The 17,343-nt window shown below is 58.8% G+C and carries 16 protein-coding genes; 13 read left to right on the forward strand and 3 right to left on the reverse strand.

The window, feature by feature from the left end:
* From R6V78_RS14435 to R6V78_RS14460, 6 genes are all read left to right on the forward strand, one after another.
* A partial coding sequence (locus R6V78_RS14435; protein ID WP_410290074.1) for a biotin/lipoyl-containing protein occupies nt 1-1,240 on the forward strand: 1,240 nt, incomplete at its 5' end.
* A gap of 167 nt (nt 1,241-1,407) precedes the next feature.
* A complete protein-coding gene (gene sucC, locus R6V78_RS14440) occupies nt 1,408-2,580 on the forward strand; it encodes an ADP-forming succinate--CoA ligase subunit beta (protein ID WP_410290075.1) in 1,173 nt (390 codons plus the stop codon).
* A 24-nt stretch (nt 2,581-2,604) separates the two neighbouring features.
* Nucleotides 2,605-3,474, forward strand: coding sequence for a succinate--CoA ligase subunit alpha (sucD, locus tag R6V78_RS14445; protein ID WP_410290076.1), 870 nt, complete (start codon nt 2,605-2,607; stop codon nt 3,472-3,474).
* 66 nt (nt 3,475-3,540) lie between these two features.
* Nucleotides 3,541-3,894 carry a hydrogenase maturation nickel metallochaperone HypA gene (hypA, locus tag R6V78_RS14450; protein ID WP_410290077.1) on the forward strand — a complete coding sequence of 118 codons (354 nt, stop codon included), beginning with the start codon at nt 3,541-3,543 and terminating at the stop codon, nt 3,892-3,894.
* Nucleotides 3,895-3,896: 2 nt separating this feature from the next.
* Nucleotides 3,897-4,682, forward strand: a complete 786-nt coding sequence (gene hypB / locus R6V78_RS14455) for a hydrogenase nickel incorporation protein HypB (RefSeq protein WP_410290078.1) — start codon at nt 3,897-3,899, stop codon at nt 4,680-4,682.
* A 107-nt stretch (nt 4,683-4,789) separates the two neighbouring features.
* A complete protein-coding gene (locus R6V78_RS14460; protein ID WP_410290079.1) occupies nt 4,790-7,138 on the forward strand; it encodes an SLC13 family permease in 2,349 nt (782 codons plus the stop codon).
* A gap of 64 nt (nt 7,139-7,202) precedes the next feature.
* Here the strand turns inward: R6V78_RS14460 and nifS are convergent, their stop codons facing one another.
* Both nifS and nifU read right to left on the reverse strand, forming a co-directional pair.
* Nucleotides 7,203-8,372 carry a cysteine desulfurase NifS gene (gene nifS, locus R6V78_RS14465; RefSeq protein WP_410290080.1) on the reverse strand — a complete coding sequence of 390 codons (1,170 nt, stop codon included), beginning with the start codon at nt 8,370-8,372 and terminating at the stop codon, nt 7,203-7,205.
* Between the two features lie 3 nt (nt 8,373-8,375).
* Complete coding sequence (gene nifU / locus R6V78_RS14470) at nt 8,376-9,200, reverse strand: Fe-S cluster assembly protein NifU (RefSeq protein ID WP_410290081.1); 825 nt, start codon at nt 9,198-9,200, stop codon at nt 8,376-8,378.
* A gap of 214 nt (nt 9,201-9,414) precedes the next feature.
* Between nifU and amrB the strand changes: the two genes are divergently transcribed.
* From amrB to R6V78_RS14495, 5 genes are all read left to right on the forward strand, one after another.
* Nucleotides 9,415-10,266, forward strand: a complete 852-nt coding sequence (gene amrB / locus R6V78_RS14475) for an AmmeMemoRadiSam system protein B (RefSeq protein WP_410290082.1) — start codon at nt 9,415-9,417, stop codon at nt 10,264-10,266.
* Nucleotides 10,267-10,329: 63 nt separating this feature from the next.
* Nucleotides 10,330-10,986: a GntR family transcriptional regulator gene (locus R6V78_RS14480; protein WP_410290083.1), complete on the forward strand. Its 657-nt coding sequence runs from the start codon at nt 10,330-10,332 to the stop codon at nt 10,984-10,986.
* 86 nt (nt 10,987-11,072) lie between these two features.
* Nucleotides 11,073-12,284, forward strand: a complete 1,212-nt coding sequence (locus R6V78_RS14485) for an anion transporter (RefSeq protein ID WP_410290084.1) — start codon at nt 11,073-11,075, stop codon at nt 12,282-12,284.
* Between the two features lie 88 nt (nt 12,285-12,372).
* Nucleotides 12,373-12,741: a hypothetical protein gene (locus tag R6V78_RS14490; protein ID WP_410290085.1), complete on the forward strand. Its 369-nt coding sequence runs from the start codon at nt 12,373-12,375 to the stop codon at nt 12,739-12,741.
* Between the two features lie 74 nt (nt 12,742-12,815).
* Nucleotides 12,816-13,937 carry a hypothetical protein gene (locus R6V78_RS14495; RefSeq protein WP_410290086.1) on the forward strand — a complete coding sequence of 374 codons (1,122 nt, stop codon included), beginning with the start codon at nt 12,816-12,818 and terminating at the stop codon, nt 13,935-13,937.
* Nucleotides 13,938-14,047: 110 nt separating this feature from the next.
* Here the strand turns inward: R6V78_RS14495 and R6V78_RS14500 are convergent, their stop codons facing one another.
* Nucleotides 14,048-15,469, reverse strand: coding sequence for an MFS transporter (locus R6V78_RS14500; RefSeq protein WP_410290087.1), 1,422 nt, complete (start codon nt 15,467-15,469; stop codon nt 14,048-14,050).
* Nucleotides 15,470-15,732: 263 nt separating this feature from the next.
* Here R6V78_RS14500 and R6V78_RS14505 point away from each other — a divergent pair, with 263 nt between their 5' ends.
* Nucleotides 15,733-16,170 (forward strand): hypothetical protein, encoded by a 438-nt coding sequence (locus R6V78_RS14505; protein ID WP_410290088.1) that lies wholly within the window; start codon nt 15,733-15,735, stop codon nt 16,168-16,170.
* Nucleotides 16,157-17,230, forward strand: a complete 1,074-nt coding sequence (locus R6V78_RS14510) for a hypothetical protein (protein WP_410290089.1) — start codon at nt 16,157-16,159, stop codon at nt 17,228-17,230. The genes R6V78_RS14505 and R6V78_RS14510 overlap by 14 nt, the downstream gene beginning before the upstream one ends.
* Nucleotides 17,231-17,343: the final 113 nt, after the last annotated feature.

Genomic DNA, 17,343 nt, shown 5'->3' on the forward strand with positions numbered 1-17,343 from the left:
TCCCTACGCCTACCAGACCTCCCACGCCGCCGTCGAACCGCTGGTCATGGCCCTTTTGGGAACCAACCGCGACACCGGTTTCGATATCAAGCTGATGGCCCGGATCAACGAGATCTTCGAGAAAGAGGTCATGCCCAAGTACAAGCACCTGCTCGACGACTCCAAGATGTCCGTCATCGATATCAACGTGCTGCTGCACCAGACCCCGGGCGGCATGCTCTCCAACCTGGTCAACCAACTGCGTGACATGGATGCCCTGGACAAAATCGGTGAAGTTTACAAGGAGCTGCCGCGGGTGCGCAAGGAACTCGGCCAGATTCCGCTGGTCACCCCCACCAGCCAGATCGTGGGTATCCAGACGGTCAACAACGTACTCTTTGACACCCCGGAAGAGCGCTACAAAATGATCACCGGTCAGGTCAAGGACCTGTGCTACGGGCTGTATGGTAAAACCGCAGTGCCCATTGACGCCGAAGTCCAGAAAAAGGCACTCAAGGGCTACGAACGCGGCGAAAAGCCCATCACCTGCCGGCCCGCCGAAGTGCTTGAACCTGAACTGGAAAAGGCCAAGGCTGAAATCGGCGACTTGGCCGTGGATCTCGACGACCTGGTGCTCTATGCCATTTATCCGGTCACCGGCAAGAAGTTCCTGCAGTGGAAGTACGGCAAAGAGGATCCACCCGCTGCAGTCAAACCCATCACGTTGGATCAGGTCAGAAAACGCGACGGATTGGTGAAAAAGGCGCTGGCGGGTGAACTGGTGGAGAAAAAGAAGGACGCCCCGGCCAAGGGTGAAAACCTGCGCACTTTCAATGTATTTGTAGACAATGAGTACTTTGAAGTCGGTGTGGATGAAGTCGGCGGCAGCCCCATCCTTAAGTACGCCCAGCAGATTCAGCTTTCCGGCGGATTGCCGGCGGCCGCACCGTCCACAGCCGCAGCTCCGGCCCCACCCGTCGCCGCACCGGCGGCAACAACGGAGAAGAAAGCCGCTGCAGCCGCTCCCACACCGGCAGCCGCCGCATCCGGCACCCCCCTGGCCGCCCCCATGCCCGGCATGATCGTCAAGTACGACAAGAAAGTGGGCGACACGGTCAACGAAGGCGAAACCGTGGTGATCCTGGAGGCCATGAAGATGGAAAACGCCCTGGCCGCACCGGCCACCGGCACCATCAAGGCCATCAACTTCGCTTCCGGTGATTCGGTGGCCAAGGGAGATGTTCTCTGCGTGATCGGGTAACCGGTCCGCATCCCATGCTGATCAACCTTATAGAGCACGGAGCGACGGCAATAGGCTTTGTGCTCTTTAAGTTTGCACGTCGGCAACCCCAAACACTTCAAATATGCCGGATCAGCGAGCAGAATTCAAACATCTGATCCCAAAAGCCTAAAAGGAGATACGGTATCATGAAAATCCATGAATACCAGGCCAAAGAATTATACCGCAAATACGGCATTCCGGTGCCCGAAGGGTCCGTGGCCTTCACCCCGGATGAGGCCAAAGCCGCAGCCGAAAAATTGGGCGCTTATCCCGTCGTGGTCAAAGCCCAGATTCATGCCGGAGGCCGCGGAAAGGGCGGCGGAGTAAAACTGGCTAAATCGCTCGAAGAAGTGGCCGCCCTGGCCGATGAAATCATCGGCATGAACCTGGTGACGCACCAGACCGGCCCTCAGGGACAACCGGTGCGCAAGGTGCTGGTGGAGCAGGGCCTCAACATCGCCAGGGAGCTTTATCTGAGCATTCTGCCCGACCGGGCCACGGCCACCCATGTGATCATGGCCAGCCAGGCCGGTGGCATGGACATCGAAGCCGTGGCTGCCGACACCCCGGAAAAAATCATCAAGGCCCATGTGGACCCGCTGCTGGGCATCCAGGGCTACCACTGCCGCCAGGTGGCCTTCGGACTCAACATTCCCGGGGCCGTTATGAAGGAATTCACCCGGCTGCTGGCCAACCTGTACCGGTTTTTCATTCAGACCGACTGCAGCCTGGTGGAGATCAATCCCCTGGTGATTACCGCAGATGACCGCGTGATCGCGCTGGATGCCAAGGTGGACATCGACGCCAACGCCCTTTACCGCCACAAGGACATCCTGGAGTATCGCGACACCGATGAGGAGGATCCGCTGGAAGTCGAAGCCTCCCATTACAACCTGAACTACATCAACCTGGGCGGCGGCGGCAACATCGGCAACATGGTCAACGGCGCAGGCCTGGCCATGGCCACCATGGATATCATCAAGCTGGCCGGTGCCGAACCGGCCAATTTTCTGGACGTGGGCGGCGGCGCCAATGCCGAGATGGTGGAAAACGGCTTCCGCATCATCCTCAGCGACCCCAACGTCAAAGGCATTTTAATCAACATTTTCGGGGGCATCCTGCGTTGCGACATACTGGCCCAGGGTGTTGTGGAAGCAGCCAAAAAGGTGGGCCTGACGGTTCCCGTGGTGGTGCGCATGGAAGGCACCAACGTGGAGGCCGGCCGACGTATCCTGGCCGAATCGAACCTGACCCTGATCACCGCCAAAGACCTGAAGGACGCCGCCCAAAAGGTGGCTGAAATAGCAAAACAACTATAATGCCAATTCCTACGAGGTAACGCCATGAGCATATTCGTCAACAAAAACACCAGGCTGCTTGTCCAGGGCATTACCGGCCGGGAAGGCCAGTTCCACACCCGCCAGTGCATCGAATACGGAACCAACGTGGTGGCCGGGGTAACGCCGGGCAAGGGCGGCCAGAAGATGGATGATGTTCCGGTCTTTAATACCGTGGCAGACGCCCGGACCCAGGCCGGAGCCAACTGTGCCATGATTTTCGTTCCGCCGCCCTTTGCAGCCGATGCCATCATGGAAGCAGCCGACGCCGGCATCGAATTAATCGTATGCATCACCGAAGGCATACCGGTAATGGACATGATGAAAGTCAAAAATTACATCAAAAACAAACCGGTAAGACTGATCGGCCCCAACTGCCCCGGCATCATCACCCCGGGCCAGTGCAAAATCGGCATCATGCCCGGCCCGATCCATAAGCCCGGCGGCCCCATCGGGGTAGTCTCCCGCTCGGGAACCCTCACCTACGAAGTGGTCCACCAGCTGACCCAGCAGGGCATCGGCCAGACCACCTGCATCGGCATCGGCGGCGATCCGGTCAACGGCACCAACTTCATCGATTGCCTGGAAGCCTTCCAGGCCGACGATGAGACCACGGGCATCGTCATGGTTGGTGAGATCGGCGGGGATGCTGAGGAGAAAGCGGCCGCTTTCATCAAAGCGAACGTCACCAAACCGGTCGTCGGTTTCATCGCCGGTCTGACAGCTCCCCCGGGCCGTCGCATGGGCCATGCCGGGGCAATCGTCAGCGGCGGCAGCGGTACGGCCCAGGGCAAGATCGAAGCCATGAAAGCCTGCGGCATACACGTGTGCGAAAATCTGGGTACATTGGGAGACATCTGCGCTGCGGTATTTTAAATTATAAAAACGGCATATTTAACCGATTTCTACGTTTTTAAAAATACCGAATACTCAGGATCAAACATGCACGAAATGGGCATCGCCATGGAGATTGCGGATATCGCCACGGCATCCATCCCCGAAGATATGCAGGGGGCCAAAGTCCGGCGGATCAACCTCCAGGTGGGCAAGCTGTCGGCTATCGTCGCGGACAGCCTGCGCTTCTGCTTCGACCTGGTGGTCAAAAATACGCCGCTGGAAGGCGCCGAACTGGCCATCGAAGAGGTTCCCGTTGTCGCCCGGTGCAAGGATTGCCAGAACCGGTGGACAGTCAAGGAAGCGGTGTTCACCTGTCCATCCTGCCGGAGCGGGGCCGTCGATCTTCTCTCCGGCCGCGAACTGGATATCCAGTCCATAGAAATCGAAGATGAGGATTAGCCATGTGGTTCATCGCTAAACACACAACCAGACGCTATCACCACGACCCTAAACATCACGGACCCCATGATCACCACCATGATCATGGACATGACGTGGAATCCCGCCGGTCCGGGACTCGTGAGATCAAGGTGGTTCGGCGGGTGCTGGACGCCAATGACATCATGGCTGGCCGCTTGCGCGCCGTCTTCGCCGAGAAAAAGGTCTTCGTCCTCAACATGATGAGCTCACCGGGATCCGGCAAGACCACGACGCTGCAGAAAACCCTGGCCCGCATCATGCCGGAGTTGCGCTGTGCAGTCATCGTAGGCGACATCTGCACCACCCATGATGCCGACCGACTGGCCCAATCCGGCGCCCCGGTGACCCAGATCAACACCGACGCCTTCGGGGGTGACTGCCACCTGGCGGCCCATGTGGTGGAGAGAGCCGTGGCCGACCTGGACCTGGATGCCATCGATCTGCTCATCGTAGAAAACATCGGCAACCTGGTCTGCCCGGCCGAGTTCGACATCGGTGAAGACAAACGCGTGGTCGTGCTGTCGGTCACCGAAGGCGAGGACAAACCGGCCAAGTATCCCCTGATGTTCAGGGTGTGCAACGCCACCCTGCTCAACAAGATTGACCTTTTGGCCTATCTGGACTTCGACATGGATTTGGTCCGATCAACGATTGCCAATGTGCACCCAGGCATGCCGGTCTTCGAGATCTCCGCCAAAACCGAAGCCGGTTTCAACGAATGGATCGGCTGGCTGGTAGGGCAGGTAAAGGAGAAATTAAAAGCATAATCCATTCAAACAATGTGGCCGCAGCCATTTTCTGTAACCTGAATGCAAACCCACGGTTCCACAAGGTTATGCTTGCAATGTTGCGTCATCCAGTGAGGTAAGCTGTCGTGACGGTTCAAGTAATTCTGCTGTTGGCAATTGTTGCCGTGGCTTTCATCGTCTTCATCGGCGGCTGGCTTTCAGTTGACCTGGTCGGACTGCTTGTGCTCTCGACCATGGCCCTGGGCGGGTTCGTCTCCCCCGGGGAGGCGCTGGCGGGATTCAGCAGCCCGGCGGTGGTTACGGTGTGGGCGATGTTCATTCTCTCCTCGGGGCTGAACCGCACCGGGATCGCCCACCTTCTCGGACAGCCTCTTCAGCGTTTCGCCCAGGGAAGTGAGATGCTGCTCATGGTGATCTTGATGGCGGCTGCAAGCGTTTTGTCGGCGCTCATCAATACCGTCACCGTTGCCGCGATCCTGTTACCGGCGACGATGGAGCTGTCAAGGCGCAGTGGTCGCCCGCCTTCACGGCTTCTGATGCCCCTGGCGCTGGGGTGCCTCCTGGGCGGTCCTTTTACCGGAATCTCCACCCCGCCCAACATCCTCGCCACCGATGCCCTCCGTGCCGCCGGCCTCGAACCCTTTGAACTTTTCGATTTCACCCCTATCACCGCGGCCATTGTAGTGGCAGGAATTTTCTATATGGTGCTGCTCGGACGCCGCCTGCTTCCCGCACGTTCCAGGGAAACAGCCACCGACAGCCGCCGGACGGGCGCAGATCCGTATCAGCTCGACAATCATATCTTCACCACCTGGATTCGAGCGGGGTCTAAACTGGCCGGTCGTACCTTAGCCGAAAGCCGTCTGGGTTCGGCACTGTTCCTAACGGTGGTGGCGCTCCAGCGAAAAGGGATCCTGACGCTTGCCCCCCGGCCCGCGGAAATCCTGCAAGTGGATGACAAGCTCATCGTGCACGGCCAACCCGACCACCTGCGTCGATTTCACGGCAGCCAGCATCTCCGGATCGAAGCGCTCGATGGCATAAAAGCGCTGATTTTTCGCCGAATGATGGCTGCGGAGGGTCGTGTGACCGGGAAATCCCCCCTTTTAGGCACCACATTGGCCGAGAGTGGTTTGCGGCCAAACCATCGGGTTCATGTGCTGGCCCTGCATGACGCAACCGGCAACGCCATCAGGGATGCACGGCGGCACCGGTTCGTCGAAGGGGACCGGCTGCTGCTCCAGGGAGAAAAAGAGGCCCTGGAAGCGCTGTTTCGTCTTGGCCACGTGACCGAATCGCGTTTCGTCCCCCAGGATGAGGTGGATCGGCTGACCGGTGGCCGCGCCAGGCTGCTTCCGGTGCGGGTCCCTCCGGGATCGGTGCTGGCAGACCGCGATCTTGTCGAAAGTCGCCTGGGAAATGCTTTTGGGCTTACTGTGGCTGGAATTTTGCGTGGTGAGACACTGATCTGCATGCCGCCGCCGCATGAAAAGGTGCAGGCCGGCGATCTGCTGGTCATGCAGGGATCTCCCCGGGACCTTGAAATTCTCGAGGGACTTCAGGGGCTTGAGATCGCTGAGCAGTCCGCCAGTCTACTTGCCGAACTTGAGTCTCAGCAAATCGGGGTGACCGAAGTGCTGCTTTCTCCGAGGACCACCCTCGCAAACCGGACCTTGGCCGACCTTTTGTTCCGGGATCATTATGGCATCAGCGTACTGGCCATTTGGAGAAATGGCCGCGCGCACCGCACCGGGCTGCAGGATATGCCGCTCAAGTTCGGGGACGCCCTGCTGGTCTATGGGCAGCGGCAAAAACTGGAGGCCGTTGCAAGGGATCCTGATTTTCTGGTGTTAGATACAGCTGCCGTTCAGGCCCCACGCCTGGGAAAGGCTCCTGTGGCTGCGTCCATCATGCTGGCAGTGCTCCTAAGCGCCATCCTCGACATGGTGCCCATTTCCATCGCCGCACTTGCCGGTTCGGCACTCATGGTCCTTGCCGGATGTCTGAGCATGGAAGAAGCTTACCGTGCCATTGAGTGGAAAGTCGTTTTTCTGATTGCCTGCATGCTGCCTCTGGGGGTAGCCATTGAAAACACCGGTGCAGCGCAGTTGGGGGCCCAACTCCTGATCGCCACGGTGGGGGACCTCGGACCCCGCTGGGTGGTCGCCGCGATTTTCCTGGTCACCGTGCTAGGCACTCAGGTAATCCCTACGGCAGCCTTGGTGGTCTTGATGGCACCGGTAGCGCTCAGCGCCGCAGCCACCCTGGGGATTTCACCACATCTGCTGATGATGACGGTTGCCATCTCCGCCTCATCGAGTTTTGCAAGTCCACTGTCGCATCCCGCCCATCTGCTTGTCATGGGACCCGGCGGATACCGATTCCTCGACTACGTGAAGGTGGGAGTACCGCTCACGCTGGTCACCTTCGCGGTCTCGGTATGGCTGCTGCCGATTCTCTGGCCGGCTTGGTAGATTAAGGCACTTTCCCACCCATATGGCGCACAGGCCGGGCAGTTCAGGATTTTCCACCCTATATTCAAGCCTTTTTGGCCTGCAGCCAGAAAGGCGACATCTGACGCAGACGCACAATGATGGGGGGCATTTTGTCGATGACGAAATCAATTTCTTCTTCAGTGTTGTAGATGCTCAGGCTATAGCGGATGGAACCGTGGGCGGCGGTGAAGGGCACGCCCATGGCCCGCAGCACGTGAGACGGCTCCAGGGAGCCGGAGGTGCAGGCCGACCCCGATGAGGCGCAGATGCCGTGCTGGTCCATCAGCAGCAAAATAGCCTCTCCCTCGACAAACTCGAAGGCGATGCTGGTGGTGTTGGGCAGCCGGTTTTCCGGATCGCCGTTGATCATGCTGTTGGGCACGCGCTTAAGCAGTTCAGTTTCCAGCTTGTCGCGCAGCTCCCGCACCCGTGTGTTTTCTTCGTCCATGTATTCCATGACCAGCTGCGCGGCCCGCCCCATACCGATCATAGCGGCGGTGTTTTCGGTTCCGGCCCGGCGGCCGGCCTCCTGATGACCGCCCATTAGAAATGGGGCGAACTTGGTGCCCTTGCGGATGTAGAGTACACCAATGCCCTTGGGTGCGTGCAGTTTGTGTCCGGAGAGGGACAGCATATCGATGGACGAGCCGGCCATGTTAATGGGAATTTTACCCACCGCCTGGACCGCGTCGGTGTGAAAGACGATACCCCGCTCCTTGACCGTGCGGGCAATCTCTTCAACGGGAAAAATCGTTCCGGTTTCGTTGTTGGCCCACATGATGCTGACAATGGCCGTATCGTCGGAAAGCTTCTTATAAAGGTAATCCAGATCCAAGCGGCCCTGCCGGTCCACGGGTACGAAGGTGACCCGGTAGCCGTTTTTGGCCAGGTGCTCACCCAGATTTTTCACTGCCGGGTGCTCCACGCGGGTGGTGATGATATGACGCTTGTCCGGATTGGAGCGGATGGCGGCATGGATGGCCGTGCTGTCGCTTTCCGTACCGCAGCTGGTAAACAGGATCTCTTCAGGCAGGGCGCCAAGCAGTGTGGCCACGTGTTGACGGGCCGTTTTGAGTTTAGCGCCCACGTTGCCGCCGAAGGCATGCATGCTGGAAGGATTGCCGTATAGGTCGGAAAAATAGGGCAGCATCGCCTCGACCACTTCCGGAGCGACACGGGTGGTGGCATTGTTGTCCATATAAACGGGTTTCATGCGCTACACCTCCTCGACAACCAGATCCTGGGAAACCAGGTCCTTGAGTTTGGTTTCCACGTAATGCTTGAGAGTGATCTGGGATTTGCTGCACGAGGCGCAGGTTCCCCGCAGCTTCACCAGAACCCGGTTGCCGTCCACATCCACCAGTTCGATATCCCCGCCGTCCTGGTTTAATGCCGGCTTGATCTCGCGTTCCAGGGTGGCGTCGATCATCTTGATCTTCTGGATGTTGGTCAACGCTTCGGGTTTTTTAGCCGCTCGGGGCGCGTTGCCCAAAACGGAATCGATTATGAACTGGATCTTGTCGTGGCAGTTACCGCAGCCACCGCCAGCCTTCACGTAATCCGTCACTTCCTCGATGGCGGTGAGGCCGTTCTCCTTCACCGCCCGCTCGATCTGTTTGTCGGTCACTCCGAAACACTCGCAGACGATCTCGCCTTCAATCTTTTTCTCGGCTTCCCCACGATAATAGGCGATGGCCTTTTCCATGGCATCGCGACCCATCACCGAGCAGTGCATCTTCTCTTTGGGCAGGCCGCCCAGATAGTCTGCAATATCCTCGTTGGTCACCTTGGCCGCCTCTTCCAGGGTCATGCCCTTGACCATTTCAGTCAAGGCCGACGACGATGCAATGGCACTGGCGCAGCCGAATGTCTGAAATTTAGCGTCGGCAATTCGCTGGTCTTCACCCATCTTGAAGGTGAGTTTCAGCGCGTCGCCGCATGCCAGAGAGCCCACCTCACCGATCCCGTCGAAGTCGTCTATGAAACCGACGTTGCGCGGATTAAGAAAATGATCCTTCACTTTTTCAGTATAGTCCCACATGGCATCCTCCGAGTTGAATAAGTACTACCAACTGCCTTGATCCGTAAGGTGTGCGTTGGCAGTGAACCCCGCTGGTTTTCATCATTTGTATACGATAAGCACGATCTTCCAAAAAAAAAGCCGTGACCTTGCCGTTTTTCTATGCCAAACTTTACCTGGACAGGAAAGCCGAAAAACGGTTTAACAGGATCTTTTCAGAAGGGGGGGCGCGGCAATGAATCTGAGAAAATCCATCTTTTCCGGAAGCTGGTATCCATCCGACCGACAGGCCTGTGAAGACCGGATCCGCGAGTTCGTCGAAGCGGACAAATACCCACCCGGGTCCATCGCCAATCCCGTAGGAGGTATTGTTCCTCACGCCGGATGGTATTTTTCCGGCAGCATCGCCTGCAACGTCATTCATCAGCTGGCCAAAGTTGCGTCACCCGATGTGGTGGTCGTCTTCGGCATGCATCTGCACAGCGGCTCCCCCCGCTATATCATGCCCGAGGGAAAGTGGGAAACCCCCTTTGGAGCCATCACGGTGGACACGGCCCTGGCCGGAGCGTTGACCCGCCAGTATACGTTTCAGGTGGAATCCCCCAGCCAATTCCAGCAGGATAACACCATCGAACTTCAGCTGCCTTTCGTGCGCTATTTTTTCAAGGACGCCCGGATCGTGGCCATGGGCGTACCACCCACGCGGGAAACCCTGGAATTGGCAAGATCAGTGGTGCACGCTGCCCGGGAGCTTGACCTTCGCATCGTGGTTATCGGGTCAACCGACCTCACCCACTATGGTCCCAGCTATGGGTTTACCTCACAAGGCACCGGTTCAAAAGCGCTGAACTGGGTTCGCGATGAGAACGATCGACGCGTCATCGATGCCATGACCCGCATGGATCCGGAAGCCGTTATCCGCGAGGGCCTCAGCAATGACAATGCCTGCTGCTGCGGGGCTGCGGCTGCAGCCATCGCCGCCGGCAGAGCCATGGGCGCCCGCAAGGCTGAAGTGATGGCCTACGCCACCAGCTACGATAAAAACCCGGTCGACAGCTTTGTGGGGTATGTGGGGATGCTGTTTTAATCATATTCATTCGCCTTTCCGGGACATTGGTATATCAACCCCACGCAGGAAAGCCGCACGCCGATGAACCCTGACATCTACCGGGAAATCAAGCGCCGGATTCTGTTTTTGGAGTATTCGCCGGGGCAGATCCTCAATGAAAACGTGCTGGCCAGGGAATTCGGCGTCAGCCGCACGCCCATGCGCGAAGTGCTGTACCGGTTGTCCTGGGAGCAGCTGGCCCGCATCATCGCCCGCACCGGTACCATGGTCACCCCGATAGAGTTCCAGACGATGATGCACGCCTTCCAGGCCCGTCTGGGAATCGAAGGGGAGGTAGGCCGGCTGTGCGCCGAACTGGCCAGGGACTACCACCTGGCAGACATCCGCAGCATCCGCCAGGATTGCAGCCTGTTGACTGACCGCAAAGACCCCGGTGCCCTGGTGGAAATCGACCGTCGATTGCGCCGTGTGGTCCATGAAGCCGCCGGGAATCCGGTGCTGAAATCCGTTTCCGACCAGCTCTACACCCTGACCTTCCGTCTTTGGTACGTCACCCTTGACAAGGGCGACTGGCAACAGGAGGTCCGGGAAATGCTTGAAGAAATCGAGGCCACCCTGACCAGCATGGAAGCCGGGGACGGCATTAAAACGGCGGGCGTGCGGCGGGGCGCACTGATGCGTCACTTTGACCGCATCCGCGCCAAGTATCTGGGCGTCCCCAGCGAGGTTAAGCTGTAGCGGTTCTGGCTGTTGGTCATATAAAAAATCAATGGGTAAGACTTGGCTGCCAAACCATCAATCTCCTATCCAATCACCTGATTCCCATGCCCCTGACCATCTTTCTGATCACCTATTTTGGCATCGCTTTGGGCAAGGTGCCGGGACTGGTAATCGACCGGGTGGGCATCGCCCTTTTGGGTGCCATCGCCATGGTGGGTTTCGACGTGGTCTCCACCCAATCCGCGGTTCAATCCATCGACCTGCCCACGATCCTGCTGCTCTATTCACTGATGATCATTTCGGCCCAGCTGCGGCTCGGCGGCTTTTACACCTGGGCGGCCTCTCGGATTGTGACGCTGCTGGCGAAACCGAAGGCGTTTTTACTGGTTCTCATGACGGCCAGTGCGGTAATGTCGGCTCTGCTGGCCAACGATATCGTCTGTTTTGCCTTCACACCGGTGCTGACGACCGCCCTGATGCGTTCGGGCATGAACCCTTTGCCCTTCCTGCTGGGACTGGCGGTTTCCAGCAACATCGGCTCGGCAGCAACAATCATCGGCAATCCCCAGAACATGCTCATCGGCCAGGTGGGCCAACTGGCCTTCGACCGTTTCATCGTCTGGTGCGCACCGCCGGCAATCATCTCCCTGGCGGGCAGCTACCTGATACTGCTCAGGCTTTACCGGGGCCGGATGATCCTCGGCGAAACCTGTCCGACCGCCGGTGACCCCAACGCCTGGCCCGATTTCAACCCCTGGCAGAGCACCAAAGGCATCGCCGCCGCAATTGGACTCGTGGTCCTGTTTTTCAGCCCCCTGCCCCGCGAGGTGTCGGCCATCGCCATCGCCGGCATCCTGCTTTGCAGCCGCCGGATGAGAACCCGCGACATTCTTGGCCTGGTGGATTGGCACCTGATCACCCTGTTCTGCGCGCTGTTCATCGTCATCCACGGCATCACCCAGGCCTACGATCTGAACCTGGTCGTAAACCGGCTCGCCGGATGGGGGATGAATCTTGGCAACCTCGCCATCCTGACGACCCTGACGGTGGTGCTCAGCAACATCTTCAGCAACGTGCCCGCCGTTATGCTGATGATCCCGTTCATGGACCCGAAGGCTCCCCAGCAGTGGTACACACTGGCGTTGTCCAGCACCTTTGCCGGCAATCTGTTCGTGCTGGGCAGCATCGCCAATCTGATTGTCATCGAACAGGCGTCCCGCCTGGGCGTGACCATCTCATTCAGGGAGCATGCACGGGTGGGCGCGCCGGTGACCCTCATGTCATTGATCGTTCTGGTCGTATGGGGTATGATCTGACATGCACCGCTTTTGGGTAATCGTATGATCATAAATTGGAATTGAAACCGACAAAGGCATTCACATAGGAAGAAGGAGAAAAAAAACGATGAAGGTCGTGGCGTATCTATTGGGTTTTGTTTGGATCGCAGGCGGGGCGTTCGCCATTCTCTACACGGAAGCTTATCGGTCCTATTTCAAAGGGTTATTAACCAAGCTGGCGCCTAAATGGTTGGCATTGATTCCCGCCGTTTTCGGCCTGCTGCTGCTGTTGGCTGCATCCTCGACCAGCCACGGCTGGTTTATCGGGGTGATCGGCATCCTGGGCATCATCAAGGGCGCGCTGATCTATTTCAACCCTGGCGGCATTTTTGAAATCAGCAAAGACTGGTTGCGCATGCTTTCGGACCAGGGGTACCGGCTGGTGGGCATCATCGCCCTGGTTTTGGGAACGGTGGTGATCTCATGGATTCGATAACCGGGTGACGCCGGATCCGAAGCGGTCAGAGGATCGCAGCAGTCGATATTCATAGGATTCAAATGTTGAGCAACATGCAAAGGTCAGATAATAAGACCTTTTTCGGATCAATAGCCCTTGCCCTGCTGCTGGTCGGTCTTCCCCTATTGGGCGTCATCGCTGCCGGCCGCGATCCTGCTCCCTATCTGGAAATTCCGCCAGTGACCCGCTATGTCGCGCACGCCGGTTTTTCATGGTCCTGGTTTTGCTTTTTTGCCACTGCCGATCTGCTGATGATCGGCGGCCTGTTGGGGGCGATTCACTGCGGGCAACGGAATAAAACGGAACCGATTGGCGCACCGGTTTTCCACAACGCCTTCCCATGGTGGGGTTGGGCCGGCATGGCTCTCTGTCTGGCTTCCTGGCTCATGGCCTGGAAGCGATTCACCTGGTTCTGGCTTTTCCAGCCGCACACCTTTTTGCCCATCTGGGCCGGCTTCATCCTCGTCGTCAACGCCCTTGCCGTCAAACGCAGCGGCAGCTGCCTGATGCTGCGTCGGCCGCTGCGGTTTCTGCTGCTTTTTCCAGTCAGCGCCGGTTTCTGGTGGTTCTTCGAATACCTCAACCGTTTCGTTCAAAACTGGTATTACACCGGCATCGAAGGCATGGGACCGGCGGAGTATTCGTATTTCTCCAGTCTTGCATTTGCCACGGTGCTGCCCGGGGTGATCAGCATGATCGACCTGCTGCTCACCATCCCCGTCCTTGGTAATGGCCTGGCCTCCTGCCGTCGGCTCCATCTACCCTCCTCATGGTGGGTTCAGGCAATCTGTCTGCCGGCCGCATGCATCGGATTGGCCATGATTGGCATCTTCCCGGATCAACTCTTTGCCCTATTGTGGGTATCGCCCTTGATCATCATCCTCTGCATTCAGACATGGACCGGCCAACCCACCCTCCTCCATCCGCTAAAAATCGGCGACTGGCGCCCGGTGGTGGTCCCGGCCCTTGCGGCCCTGGTCTGCGGATTCTTCTGGGAAATGTGGAACTACTTCAGCTTGGCCCGCTGGACCTACACCATACCCTACGTGCAGCGCTTTCACCTGTTTGAAATGCCGATCCTGGGATTCGGGGGATATCCGCCTTTCGGGCTGGCGTGTTGGTTGACGGGAGCGCTAGTGGTCGGGGACCTGTTCAACCGGGAAAACGCGCACTGAACACAAGCTGCTGATGGATACCGGCGAGGGCTTTAGCCATGGCTGATTTCCAAATGAAACCGACGCCGGCGCATCTTTAAAACGTCTTGGCGGTCGTACTCCCGGTGTGTTCACCGCCGCCGCAAGCGCCCCCGGAACATGGAAAAGAATATCCCCACCGTACACAACACCACCGATACCGCGAAAACCATCCGGGTGCTTGACAAAAAACGGGCAAAGCTGTCCGGTGCGATCGCATGATTACCGATGAACACGGACAGCACAACGGTGGCGATGGCCATGCTGACCATCTGTCCCATCAATCGCATGGTTGCTGCTGCGCCGGAGGCGATGCCGTAGTCTTTTTTGGCCACGGCACCCATGATGGCGCTCATGTTCGGAGAGGAAAAGAGCGCAAAACCGAATCCGAGCAAGGCCAGGTTGCCGACAATGTACCTGATCGGGGTGTCCGTATGCAGTTGCGTGAAAATCGCCATCCCGATGGCGGTCACGGCCATTCCTGCCGTTGCCGGCAGCCGCGGCTCGACCCGGTCGGATAGTCGCCCGGCAAGGGGGGAGAGGGCCGCCATGATCACCGGTTGGGCCATGAGCACGGTGCCGGCGGCTTGGGGCGTCAACCCTTTGATGTATTGCAGATAGAGGCTCATCATGAAGGTGGCGGCAAAAGTGGCCGAGTAGTTGAGCAGGGCGGCTAGGCTGGAAAAGGTGAAGTTGCGGTTCTCGACAAACAGGCCGACGTCGAAAACCGGATCAGGGGTTCGGCGCTGCTGCCGGAAAAAGAACACCAGCCCGAAGAGCCCACCGGTAATGAGCGCAAAACCGGTAAAGGTGGGCAGAATCGTCGCCCCGTATACCAGGGCGAAAACGGCGCACGCATAGATCAGGCAGCCGGGAATATCCAACCTGTGGCTCTCGGTGTCAAGCCACTCCCCCTTGAGAAAGGCATGCGTGACAGCCACAGAGCCGATCCCGAGCGGAAGCATTATCAAAAAGATGCTGCGCCAGCCGAAATGCTGGGTCAGAAAACCGCCGGCGAAGGGTCCGACGGAAAGCCCGACGTAGACGGCGGAGACATAGACGCCGATGGCCCGGCCCCGCCGCTGCGGCGGGAAGATCGATGTCAGGATGGCCATGCCGGTGGTCACGAACATGGCCGCCCCCAGACCCTGGACACCGCGCAGGAGAAGAAACCAGGCGGTGTGGTCCACGAAGGCCGCGGCCGTCGATCCGGCTGTGTACACGGTCAGGCCGGTGCTGAACACCTTTTTGCGGCCGTGGATATCGGCGATCTTGCCGGCCGGGATCAAGCCCACGGCCATGGCCAGCAGGTAGGCCGTCGCCACCCATCCCAGTTGAACGGCCGTCATCTGGAGGTTTTCTTGAATCGCCGGCAGGGCCACATTGACGGACGAGATCATGAATGGGCCCATGAAGGAGGTCAACGTGGCCACGAAAAGGGCCGAACCTTCCAAGGTAGTCTGTGTCTGCGAAGCGCCGGGTGGGACCGGATCAGGATTGTGCGGTGCTGCCATTGGCTGCCTCGGAAGACGCGAGCGGTCGTTGCAACCATTTTTGCCGGTCCTTATGGAGTTGTGCATGCCTTGACCCCCTGAACGCTGCACCCATTTATTTTTCAAATGCCTTCATGACCGATGATTCCCGCGACGATCCTCGCGCGTGTAGAAAAATCACCAAGACATGATTTTCGTGCGTGGATGTATTATTTTCAAGTGAAAAACCACGTTCACTCCACGGCGGGATCGGCAGGTCCCGATTCCAGGAAAGGAGCACAACGATGAGCCGTCTCGCAATTTTATGGGTTGCCCTGGCTTTTCTCAGCCACGTGGCGGAAGGCAGCCCGCTCGTCAGGGCCGACGACGCCAGACCGGACGCTGTCAGCACGCCGGTCGCCCAGGCTTCGAGAGGGGCAGATCGTACCCCCCATGCAGGATCCCCAGCCCAAAAGGCCTACATTGATCCTGATACCGGAGAGCTGATCCCCCGTCCGGACCGGGTTGCACCCGCCGAAAGGGATTCCACACAGCCCCCGACCCTCGGTGCCTCCACCGATGGCATGGAAGAACGATCTAGTCCGGTTCCTGACGGTGGGGTGATGATCGACCTGAAAGGCCGCTTTCAAAACCCGGTCTCGGTGACCGTTGACGGCAAGGAGGCTCACAGGGCCATGCACCCGGCAGATGACCGGACGGAGTCAAGCCATGCTGAACCTTGAGCGATTGCGTGTCGGGCTCTTAATCGCTGCGATGATCGCCGCAGCCGGCGGCAGCCCCAGGCTTGTCAATGCCGGGGCGACCTTCCAGCTCAACATTCTGGACAGCATCGGCGAAGGCTTCAACGATCCCGGTACCCCTGATCCAGCATCGACCATCGGCGGAAATGTCGGAGTATCCCTCGGCGACCAGCGGCGCATCGCTTTTGCGGCCGCCGCCCAAATATGGGCCGGCCGGCTTGACAGCAGTGTGACCATCATCGTCGGAGCAAACTTCGATCCGCTGCCATGCGATGCCACGGAGGCCAACCTGGGGGCCGCCGGCACGAAGACGGTGCACCGCGACTTCATCAGGGCACCGGTCGCCAACACCTGGTATCCTGCCGCCCTGGCCAATGCGCTGGCAGGAACGGACCTGGCGCCGGACAGCGACGACATCGAGGCGCGGTTCAACAGCGATCTCGACGGTGTCTGCGCATTCCCCCTGGTCTGGTATTACGGCCTGGATGGCGATCCGCCCGCCGGCACCCTGGACTATATCAGTGTCGTGCTTCATGAACTGGCCCACGGCCTCGGGTTCCAGACATTCATGGACACGGCTACCGGCGCCAGGTTAGGTGGCATTGACGACGCTTTCCTGCTCTGGCTGGAGGACCACTCGACCGGTGAACTCCTGTCCGATATGGCGTTGGATGCCGATCGCGCGGCAGCTAGCGTCAATACAGGCAACCTGCACTGGGTCGGTCCGGATGTGATTGCCGCCGGCGCCGGCCTGACTTCAGGGCGCCACCCCAGCGGCCACGTGGAGATGTATGCCCCCGATCCGCTCGATCCCGGATCGTCGGTCTCGCACTTTTCCTCCTCACTGAGCTCCGACGAACTGATGAAGCCCTCGTTTACAGGGGCCAAACACGATGTGGGACTGGCCGGAGCATTGATGCAGGATATCGGCTGGTCGTCGACGGTTCCGCCAAGCGCACCGCCGACAGCCACCAGTGGCGGCGGAAGTGGCGGGGGGTGTTTCATCCATACCATCACCGGCTACTGGAGCCAAGCCAATTAAGCGCTTTGCCCCTCGCGTGCAGGAGGCGGCACACACCAAATTGAACCCGCCCCACCATCTTTTTCCTTGAACCCGGCCGAAAAATCGAATTCGCCGGTTCCTGTTTACATATC

Origin of the sequence: Desulfosarcina sp. (assembly GCF_046496365.1) — a bacterium.
Lineage (GTDB): Bacteria > Desulfobacterota > Desulfobacteria > Desulfobacterales > Desulfosarcinaceae > Desulfosarcina.